The organism is Bradyrhizobium sp. Kon58, assembly GCF_055807455.1.
The window spans coordinates 1-255 of record NZ_JBVVOT010000523.1; the positions used below are offsets into that span (position 1 = coordinate 1).

The window sequence follows — 255 nt, forward strand, 5'->3', positions numbered from 1 at the left end:
CGAAGCGCACTTCACCGCCCAGGGCAATGATCTGCTGGCGCATGTTTTCCACCACGCCGGTCAGACGGAATGTGCCGATGTGCGGCTTGCTGACATACAGAATCTCTTCCGGCGCGCCGGCCTTGACGAACTCGTGCAGCACTTTGCGCCCGTGGAATTTCGGGTCCTTGATCTGGCTGTAGAGTTTGCCGTCGGAGAAGGTCCCGGCGCCGCCTTCGCCGAACTGCACGTTGGACTCGGGGTTGAGTACGTTTT

General features: G+C 60.4%; 1 pseudogene. It reads right to left on the minus strand.

Going from position 1 to position 255, the window contains the following annotated elements:
• A pseudogene (locus AC0L20_RS41345) lies at window positions 1-229 on the minus strand (hypothetical protein); the annotation flags it as partial.
• Window positions 230-255: the final 26 nt, after the last annotated feature.